The organism is Methylorubrum salsuginis, from assembly GCF_900114375.1.
GTDB lineage: Bacteria > Pseudomonadota > Alphaproteobacteria > Rhizobiales > Beijerinckiaceae > Methylobacterium > Methylobacterium salsuginis.
Window position 1 is genome coordinate 119,598 of the sequence record NZ_FOSV01000015.1, and the last position, 7,432, is coordinate 127,029.

A 7,432-nucleotide genomic window follows, 5' to 3' on the forward strand; every position below is an offset into this window, starting at 1 on the left:
TCCCGCTCTGAAGACGGAGCCCCCCGCTCCATGGCTCTCCTCCGGCGCCTCCTCGGCTCCCATCGGCGGTCGAACGCCGAATCGAACCGGTTTCCAGGGCGCCTCGACGAAATCCGCGGCGGCATCGTGTACGGTTGGGCGACCGATCGGCAGGAGCCGGGGCGCCTCGTCACCGTCTCCCTGCAGATCGACGGACAGATCGTGGCGGAGGCTCCGGCCGACCAGCCGCGGCCGGACGTGCAGGCGGCGGGCTTCGGGCGGGGGCATGGCGGCTTCGGCCTGCGCATCCCCGACGCCTTCGCCGACGGGGCCGAGCATCAGGTCAGCGTCGTCGCCGGCTCGGGCGAGCCGCCGCTGCCGGGCGGACCGATCCCCTACCGCGCCACCGCTCCGGCGCCCGAGCCCGTGCCGGCGGAGCCCCAGCCGATCCGGGGCTATTTCGAGGCCGTGGCCAAGGGCGCGGCCATCGGCTGGGCCTACGATCCGAACGTCCCGCAGGCGCGGCTCGAACTCCAGCTCATCGTGGACGGCACGCCGGCGGGCCGCTTCGTCGCCGACGCCTCGCGCGCCGACGTGGCCGATGCGGGCCACGGCGACGGCTTCCACGGCTTCGTCGGCCGGATTCCCGGCGAGTTCTACGACGGCCGCCCGCACGCGATCGAGGTCGCCCTCGCCGGTACCGACATCCGCCTGGAGGGCGGTCCGCATACCCTGCAGCAATCCCGCGCCGGCATGGCCTATCTCGACCGCCCCGCGGCCTGCATCTCCGGATGGGCGACGCAGGGGACGGACGTGGAGATCCGCTACGACGACCATCCCCCGATCCGGGTGAGGGGCCGCCGGCTCGTGTCCGGCTTCGGCGACGAGAAGATGCCGACGGCCAATTGCGGCTTTTCCAGCCCGATCCCGCCCGAATGCCTCGACGGCGGCTGGCACGCGGTCTCCGTGCGGTTCGCCGGCAGCGACGACGATCTGTCGGGAAGCCCGTTCGAATTCCGCCTGCGCACGCCGTCGGTGCAGCTCGGGCTCACCCGCTCGTCCGGCCGGCTGGTCGAGGGTTGGGCCTTCGACGCGCTCGCGCCCGACCACCCGGTGCGGCTCGCCGTCTTCGCCGACGGCGCTCCTCTCGGCACGGTCAAGGCCGACGGCGTGCGGGCCGACATCCCCGGCCGCCCGGCCCGGAACTTCGCCTTCACCCTGCCGCGCGGCGCGCACCGGCTCGATTTCGCCCTCGCGGACACGCCGCATGCGCCGTTTGCCAGCTTCACGATCGGCGGCGGCGAGGCCCAGCCGGTGGCGGCCGACCAGACGACGCTGCAGGACGAGGCGCGCTTTGCCGATCCCGCCTTCGTCGCGTCGGTCCGCGCCGCCTTCGCGGCGTTCCTCGATGACCCCGGCACGCGCTTCGACGCCCCGTGGTACCGCCTGACCTATCCCACGGCGCTCGAGGCCATGGCGCCGGGCAACGACCCGGACGCGGCGGCGTTCGCCCATTACCGCGACCACGGCCATGCCGCGGGCCACGCGCCCTCGCCCCTGTTCGACGAGGCGTGGTACCGGCACCGCTGGCCGAGCGTGGGCCGGGCGGTCGCGGCCGGACTCATCCCCTGCGGCTTCGCCCATTACCTCGCCTTCGGGGCGCAGGCCGGCTTCGCGCCGGTGCCGGGCTTCGAGGCGGGCACGGCCGTCGCGGTGCCGGCGGCTGCGGCACGGTCCGGGGCGGACGCCGCCCCGCTCGACGCCTTCCTGCGCCAGGCCCGGAGCGGCGGGGCGCTGCCGGCTCCGTCGCGCAGCCTGTACGACGACTGGGTCGACCGGCTGCTGAGGGAGGCCCCGGAGGGAACCGCCGCGGCGCTGGCAGCCGGCGACCGCGCGATCCGCGCCCGCCTCGACGCGCCGCTGCCGGCCACGCCCCTGGTCTCGGTGATCATGCCGACCTTCAACCGGGCTCACACCATCGCCGAGGCGATCGGCAGCCTGGTGGAGCAGAGCTACCAGAACTGGGAGCTGCTGGTCTGCGACGACGGCAGCATCGACCGGACCGCGCAGGTCGTGGCCCAGATGGCCGATCCGCGCATCCGTTACTTCGCCTTCGAGAAGGCGAACGGCGCCATCGCCCGCAACCGGGGCCTCGCGCTCGCCCGCGGCGAGTACATCGCCTATCTCGATTCCGACAACATCTGGCATCCGTCCTATCTCGACGTGATCCTGCGGGCCCTCCTCGCCTCGCCGAGCCGCCCCTGCGCCTACGCCGCCTATCTCGACACCGAGATCGTCGGCACGCGGGTCGAGTTCCGGGCGCTCGCCGTCGAGCCGTTCGATCCGGTGAAGCTGTCCCGGGCCAACTTCATCGACCTCAACACCATCTGCCATCACCGCCACCTCTACGATTGGCTCGGCGGCTTCGACGAGACGCTGCCGCGGGTGCAGGATTGGGATCTGGCGCTGCGCTACTTCTCGATCTTCCGCCCGATCCACGTGCCGGAGGTGCTGGCCTTCTACCGGCGCAACGTCGCCTGGGGTCAGGTGACGGCGATCTCGCTGGCGCATGACGTCAACGCCATCGTCGCCCGCAAGACCACCGCGCGGCTCAGCGACGGCCATCTGCGGCTCGACATCGACTGGCCTGCCGATCCGCGCCTGACGGTGATCCTCGGTTCCGGCGCCGAGGCGGCGCTCCTGGCCGAGCTGCTGATCCATCTGGTCGTGGACGGGGCGGAAGTCACCCTGGCCCATGGCGGCCGTACGCCCGCCCCGCGCACGCTCCATCCGGCCGACCCGGTCGCCGACCTGCCCCTCGGGCCGGAGGCGTTCGCCTCGACCGAGACGCTGGCCGCCGCCCTCGAACCGTTCCTGTCACGCGAGAGCGCCGTGCTCGCCCTCGGGCTGTCCTCAGCCGAGATCGCGGACCTGTCCGGGCGCCTCGGGCGGCCGGTCGATACCCTCGCGGTCGATGCGGACGGCGTGGGGATTGTCGCCGCCGACCTGGCCCGGCCGTTCCACCTCGGCGCCTTGCCGCTCCCGAGCCCTGCGGAGGCTGCGCCGCCGGAGGGCCGCCGGCCCCTGCTCCTGCTCGGCGGGGCGGGCCATCCGAACGCCGTGCCGAGCCCCCTGGGCGGCGTCATCGTCGCCCCCGCCGATCTCGCCTCGGGCTCCTGGCAGCGGACCCGGCGGGGCGGGGAGGTCGAACCCTGGTCCGAGCAGGGCCATGCGGCGATCGCCCGGGCCCTGGCGGCTGCGGGCGCGCTCACCAGCATCGTCCCGGCCGAGGCGCTCGGCCCGCTGGGTCTGTCCCTCGTCGTCGAGGCGATTCAGCGCGGCATCGCCGTGACCCTGCCGCCCTCCACCTTCGCCGACCCGCTGATCGCGGCGCGCGCCGTCGCCGATCTCCGCGGGAACGCGGGGGAGGCCGGTCGCCTCGCCCGCGCGACGGGCCGCGCCCGCGCCCACGGTCTCGCCTTCCATGCCGAGCTGACCGCGGAGCGGCTGCGCTTCTACCTGTATCGGCGCTGCTTCGAGGGGAATCGCTGATGGTTCAGCGCATGGGCGAGGAGATGGGCGGCGACATGGGCGGCGACCTGGGCGACGCGTCGCACCCGCTGGACGGCGAGCAGGACGAGGCCCCCTTGGCCGAGGCCGGGGGAGAGGCGTGGACGCCCGGGTGGAACGAGGCCTCCCCGCCCGTCGAAGCGGAGCCGACGGGCACCGCGCCGCGCGGCACTCTGCTGCCGGTGCTGCTGGGCGGTCTGCTGACCGTCCGGCTGCCGGGTGAGCAGGCCGCCGAGTTCCTGCTCGACGGCACCGTCTTCGCCCGCATCGAGCCCACGGACTCGATCCGCCAGCGAAACCATTTCGTGCCGATGCCGGACTTCACCCCCGGCGCCGTGCTGCGGGCCGTCGATCCGAGCACCGGGACCGATCTCGACGGCAGCCCCGTCACCCTGCAGCCGCCGGGCCGGATCGGGCGCATCGACCGGGTCGCCGGACGCTTCGTGTTCGGTACGGTCGAGGCGTCGGCGGAGGGGCCGGACGGCGAGGCGACGGTCCTGGCCTTCATCGACGGTGAGGTCGTGGCCCATGCCGTCGCCCGCCCGGCGCAAGCCGGGGCCGCCGGCCCGGCGGGCTCATTGTCCTTCGTGCTGCTGCTGCCGATCGCCGTCGCCGAGGGCCGGCCCGCCTTCGTGCATCTGGCGCTGGCCGGCGGCTCCGAACGGTTCGAGGGCGGTCCGGTCCGCGTCGGCACGCAGGCGGCACCGGCCGCGCCGCGCCGCCGCCGCGCCGCCCGCGCCCTGCGGATGGCGATCAAGATCGCCGCGCCCAACCTGCGGATGGCGCCGCAATGGGGCGACACCCACTTCGCCAAGGGCCTCAAGGCGGCCCTGGAGCCCCTTGGCTGGATCGTGCGGATCGACACGCGCGACGCGTGGTACGGCGGCGAAGCCGTGGATGTCGATCTCGTGCTGCGCGGCCTGGGGCGCTACAAGGTCGATCCCGAGCGGCTCAACCTGATGTGGCTGATCAGCCATCCGAACCGGGTCGAGGCGGACGAGCCGGCGGATTTCGACCACGTCTTCGTCGCCTCCGACGTCTACCTGCCGACCTTCCGCCGCACCGGCACCCCTTGCTCGGCCCTGCATCAGGCGACCGATCCGGCGGTGTTCATGCCCTCGCCTTCGCCGACCGTCGAGACGCCGCTGCTGTTCGTCGGTAATTCCCGGCGCGAGTACCGCACCATGGTGCGGTGGTGCATCGAGCAGCGGCTGCCGCTGGCGATTTGGGGGGCGATGTGGGAGGGCATCGTGCCGCCCGAGCTCGTCCACGGCACCCACATCCCCAACGACCGCCTCGCCGCGGCCTATGCGGGTGCGGGCGTGCTGCTGAACGACCACTGGGACGCGATGCGCGAGAACGGCTTCCTGTCGAACCGCCTGTTCGACGGGAGCGCGGCGGGCGCGCCCATCCTCACCGACCCAGTGGCGGGGCTCGCCGAAGTGTTCGGCGACACGATCCCGGCGGTCGACAGCGCCGAGGAACTGGCCGCCGAGGCGAAGGCGATCCTCGCCGACTCGGAAAGCGCCCGCGCCCGCGCGCGTCGCGCCCGCGACATCGTGCTCTCCGCCCACACTTTCGCCCACCGCGCCCGCACCATCGTCGAGGTGGTGGAGGCCTTGGGGGGCCCGCGCGCCGCACAGGTGGCGTAGAAGACATCGCCGGGACCAGCCGCGGGGAGACGAGAGTTCACCCGCCCCCCTGCAGCACCGCCGGCGCCGGATCGCCCCCGTCCAGCGTGCGCGCCACCGTGCGGGCGACGGTGAGCAGCGCCGTCACCATCGGGGTGGCCGGGTCGCGGCGGGGGGCGACGAGGCCGATGGCGTGGCGCAGGTCGGGCTCGACGATCGGGATCGCCCGCAGCCCCTCGGTCGGCCCCAGCGCGTCGGCGAGGATCGCCGGCATCACGCTCGCCCATTGCAGCGTGCGCACATGGGTCATCAGCACCACCATCGAGTTGGATTCCAGCGTCGGCGCGGGCTCGCCGCCGGCCTTGCGCAGTTGCTCGTCGATGATCCGGCGATTCTGCATGTTGGGGGTCAGCAGGCAGAGCGGAATCTTCGAGAGTTCCGCCCAGGTGACGCTGGCGCGCTCGGCATAGGGGCCGCCCGCCGCGGTGAGCAGCTGATAATGCTCAGTGTAGAGCGGGACCGTGGTGACGCGCCCGAGCGGCTCGTTGTCGATGTAGGTGAGCCCGGCATCGGCTTCCAAGTTGTCGATCAGCGAGAAGATATCCTCCGAGGTGGTGGAGAGCACGCTGAAGCGGACGTTGGGGTAGCGCACCCGGTAGGGGGTGGTGAGCGCGGCCACCATCGGGAGCGCGGTCGGCACCGCGGCGATGCGCAGATGGCCCGACAGACCGCGGCGGAGCGCGGCCACGTCGTCCTGCATGGCGCGGGCGTCGCCGACGATGCGCCGACCCCAGGCCAGCACCCGGTCGCCCTCGGGGGTAAAGCCCTGGAAGCGCGAGCCGCGCTGGACGAGGCGCACGCCGAAGCGGTCCTCCAGGCTCTTCACGCCGGCCGAGAGCGTCTGCTGGGTGACGCCGCAGGCCTCCGCCGCCCGCCCGAAATGCTGCTCGCGGGCGAGCGCCAGCAGGAATTCCAGCTTGTCGATCACGCTGCACGATCCTGAGAAGCCCGTGGGGAGGGCGGGCTCACGCGATCGAGAAAGCGCGGTGGCCGCCAAAAGAAAAGGGCCGGCTTTCGCCGGCCCTCCCCAAGTCTCGACGGAAAGGCGCACGCGCGAAGCCGTGCGCCCAATCCGAGGAAATTATTCGTTGATGGCGGCGACGACGCCGGCGCCGACGGTGCGGCCGCCCTCGCGGATGGCGAAGCGCAGCTTCTCTTCCATGGCCACCGGCACGATCAGCGCCACGTCCATCGTCACGTTGTCGCCCGGCATCACCATCTCGGTGCCCTCCGGCAGCGTGCAGATGCCGGTCACGTCCGTGGTGCGGAAGTAGAATTGCGGGCGGTAGTTGGTGAAGAACGGCGTGTGGCGACCGCCCTCCTCCTTCGTCAGGATGTAGGCCTCGGCCTTGAACTTCGAGTGCGGCTTCACCGAACCCGGCTTGCACACGACCTGGCCGCGCTCCACGTCCTCGCGCTTGGTGCCGCGCAGCAGCACGCCGACGTTGTCGCCCGCCTGGCCCTGGTCGAGCAGCTTGCGGAACATCTCGACGCCCGTCACCGTCGTCGTGGTCGTGGCGCGGATGCCGACGATCTCCACCGACTCGCCGACCTTGACGATGCCGCGCTCGACGCGACCCGTCACCACCGTGCCGCGGCCCGAGATCGAGAACACGTCCTCGATCGGCATCAGGAACGGCATGTCGATCGGACGCTCCGGCTGCGGGATGTAGGCGTCCACCGTCTCCATCAGCTTCAGCACGGCGTCGCGGCCGATCTTCGGCTCCTTGTCCTCGAGCGCCATCAGGGCCGAGCCCTTGGTGATCGGGATGTCGTCGCCGGGGAAGTCGTACTTCGAGAGGAGCTCGCGCACCTCCAGCTCGACGAGCTCCAGGAGCTCCTCGTCATCGACCATGTCGACCTTGTTGAGGAACACGACCAGCGCCGGCACGCCGACCTGACGGGCCAGCAGGATGTGCTCGCGGGTCTGCGGCATCGGGCCGTCGGCCGCCGACACCACCAGGATCGCGCCGTCCATCTGCGCCGCGCCCGTGATCATGTTCTTCACGTAGTCGGCGTGGCCGGGGCAGTCGACGTGGGCGTAGTGGCGGTTGTTGGTCTCGTACTCGACGTGGGCGGTCGAGATCGTGATGCCGCGCGCCTTCTCCTCGGGGGCCTTGTCGATCTGGTCGTAGGCCGTGAAGGTCGCCCCACCCGACTCCGCCAGCACCTTCGTGATCGCCGCCGTCAGA

The 7,432-nt window shown here is 72.4% G+C and carries 4 protein-coding genes; 2 read left to right on the plus strand and 2 right to left on the minus strand.

Annotation, left to right across the window (positions count from 1 at the left end; translation table 11 throughout):
* Positions 1-30: 30 nt before the first annotated feature.
* Positions 31-3,531, plus strand: coding sequence for a glycosyltransferase (locus BM140_RS17295; protein WP_091949152.1), 3,501 nt, complete (start codon positions 31-33; stop codon positions 3,529-3,531).
* Positions 3,531-5,201: a glycosyltransferase family protein gene (locus tag BM140_RS17300; RefSeq protein ID WP_091949155.1), complete on the plus strand. Its 1,671-nt coding sequence runs from the start codon at positions 3,531-3,533 to the stop codon at positions 5,199-5,201. The genes BM140_RS17295 and BM140_RS17300 overlap by 1 nt, the downstream gene beginning before the upstream one ends.
* Before the next feature lie 37 nt (positions 5,202-5,238).
* Here the strand turns inward: BM140_RS17300 and BM140_RS17305 are convergent, their stop codons facing one another.
* Both BM140_RS17305 and tuf read right to left on the minus strand, forming a co-directional pair.
* Complete coding sequence (locus BM140_RS17305; protein WP_091949159.1) at positions 5,239-6,168, minus strand: LysR family transcriptional regulator; 930 nt, start codon at positions 6,166-6,168, stop codon at positions 5,239-5,241.
* Between the two features lie 153 nt (positions 6,169-6,321).
* On the minus strand, positions 6,322-7,432 hold a 1,111-nt coding region (gene tuf / locus BM140_RS17310; protein WP_091947117.1), incomplete at its 5' end, for an elongation factor Tu.